The 2453-nt window shown below is 68.2% G+C and carries 2 protein-coding genes; both read right to left on the bottom strand.

Translation table 11 applies throughout. The features are described from left to right. Positions 1-123 precede the first annotated feature (123 nt). A complete protein-coding gene (locus VJ655_RS01520) occupies positions 124-642 on the bottom strand; it encodes an FKBP-type peptidyl-prolyl cis-trans isomerase (RefSeq protein WP_324097602.1) in 519 nt (172 codons plus the stop codon). A 218-nt stretch (positions 643-860) separates the two neighbouring features. Next, positions 861-2453: glycoside hydrolase family 43 protein (locus VJ655_RS01515; protein ID WP_324097601.1), on the bottom strand; the 1593-nt coding region annotated here is incomplete at its 5' end.

The following is a 2453-nucleotide window of genomic DNA, read 5'->3' as shown; positions in this document are numbered from 1 at the left end:
GGGCTCGAGCCTAGGGTCAACGCTTGCCGGCGGCATGGGTCCTGGGCACAAGGCCCAGGAAGGCGGGTTGCGATATCTTCTCCGAGCCGTCTCTTCCCCGCTAGGCGCGAGGCCTTACCACCCTCAATCCACCGCCAGCATGCCCACCAGTTGCAGCCGGAACACCAGCACGCTGTCAGGCGGGATCTCGCCCATGTCGCGCGAGCCGTAGCCCAGCTCCGACGGAATATAGAGGGTCCATTCGTCGCCGACGTGCATCAGCGGCAGGGCCTGCAACCAGCCTTCGATCAGGCCGTCGGCGGGCATGATCGCCGCCTTGCCGCGTTCGAACGAGCTGTCGAACACCCGGCCGTCCAGCAGCTTGCCCTCGTAGTTGACCTTGACGATGTCGCCCAGCTTCGGCGAGGGGCCGGTCTTGGGGCCGCTGGTCGTGACCTTGTACTGCAGGCCCGACGGCAGGGTGACGACGCCCGGGGCCTTGGCGTTCTTCTCCAAGAAGGCCTTGCCGGCCAGGGCGGCGGCCGAAGGCGCCGCGTTCATCTGCGGCGGCGGCGAGACCTGCGGCGTCTGGGCGTGGGCGGCGCCGGCGGCCAGGGGAGCGGCGAGCGCGGCGGCGAGGGCCAGGGGAGCGAGAAGGCGCATGGGAACTTTCATGACTCGAAGCGGTGAGGCGTCACCGTAGCGATCCTTGATCGGAACTTCGCGGCGAAATTTGGGGGGAGCAAGCAATCCTCCCCCCTTAGCGGGGAAGTGTCGGCCCGCAGGGGCGACGGAGGGGGAAGAGGCAAGCGATCAAACCCTTCCCCCTCCGGCGCTTCGCGCCACCTCCCCCTCTGGGGGGAGGATTTGTCGCTAGGCTCCTACTGCTCCGCCCCGTGCGCATAGACGCCCAGCATGGTTCCGACGAAGCCGCCGGCGACCTTGGTGCTGAGGCTGGTCCCGTCCGCCCCAGCCTTCAAGATCTCCCACTTCCCCGGCGCGGTTCCGTAGGCGAAGTCCAGGGCCCCCGCCTTGGCGGTGATCTTCAGGTTCAGCGCTTGGCCGGCCTTGAGGGAAACCGGCTTTTCCGCCACCACCACGCCGTCAACCGGATCGCCCTGCCCGGCCCGCTTCTCGACCCTGACCAGAGTCTTGCCCCCGTCCCGGACCAGGCCGACGAACCAGTAGAAGTCGTCGTTTTGCAGCGCCACCAGCCCCGCCTTGTCGCCGTCGGCCTTGGGAGCGAAGCGCACCGTGGTTGAGACCGTGGCGTTCATGTGCTGCTGGCGGCGCGCCCAGATCGACGGCTGCTCGTGGCCGCCTAGCTTGTCCTTGCGGGCCTCGACGTTCAGCGTGCCGCCCTTCACCGACCACCAGCGCGAGGTCGGGATGCGCATGGTCATCCAGCTCTTGGGCAGCTCGGGCCCCGCGAAGCTCTCGGCGACCTTGAACGGGCCCGAGGTCGGCGGCGCGGGCGCGCCATTCTTGCTTGAAGGGGGAAGCTTTGGCGCGGCGGCGACATAGGGGATGGTCTTGCCGTTCTCCAGGATCACCGGCCAGCCGTCCTTCCACTCGACCGGCAGCAGGAAGGTCTCGCGGCCGGTGTTGTAGAGATCGTCGCCATAGGGCCGCACGGCCAGGAAGGTCGCCCACCACTGGCCATCGGGCGTGTCGACGATATCGGCGTGGCCGGCCGAGGTGATCGGCAGCGGCCGGTCCTTGGGCAGGCCGCGCTGGGTCAGGATCGGGTTGTGTTCATAGGGGACGTAGGGCCCGGTCACCGTCTTGGACCGCAGCACCACCTGGCTGTGGCCCTCGGCCGTGCCCCCCTCGGCGGCGACCAGATAGTACCAGCCGTCCTTCTTCAGGATGTGCGGGCCCTCGGGCCAGATCGGCTTGGCGGCCGGATTGACGCCCTTGTCCAGCAGCACCGAGCGCGGGCCGATCGTCTTCTGGGTCTTGGGGTCGTATTCCTGGATCCAGATGGCGCGGTGGCCGCGGTACTCGGCCGGCCCCGGCGGCTCGTCGTTGTTGAGGATCCAGGCGCGCCCCCCACCTGCCCCGTCCTCGTCGAAGAACAGCGAGGCGTCGATACCGCCGACCGTCGGCAGCCAGACCGGATCCGACCACGGCCCCTTCGGGTCCTTGGCGGTGATCAGGAAGTTGCCCTGGCAGTCGACGCAGGTGTTGAGGATGTAGAACAGGCCGTCGTGATGGGTGATGGCCGGGGCGAACACCGCCCGCGACAGGCCCAGCCGCTTGAAGTCCAGCATGCCGGGACGATCCAACGCATTGCCGATCTGGGTCCAGTGGACGAGGTCGGTCGAGTGGTGGATCGGCAGGCCCGGAAACCAGGCGAAGGTCGAGTTGACCAGGTAGTAGTCCTTGCCCACCCGCGTGATGCTGGGGTCGGGATAGAAGCCCTGCAGGACCGGGTTGCGATACTGGCCCGGCCCGGCCTTGATCGCGTCGGA

It is taken from the genome of Caulobacter sp. (genome assembly GCF_035254145.1).
Lineage (GTDB): Bacteria > Pseudomonadota > Alphaproteobacteria > Caulobacterales > Caulobacteraceae > Caulobacter.
Note: the sequence above shows the minus strand (reverse complement) of the source record. Positions and strands in the feature narration are given on the sequence as shown.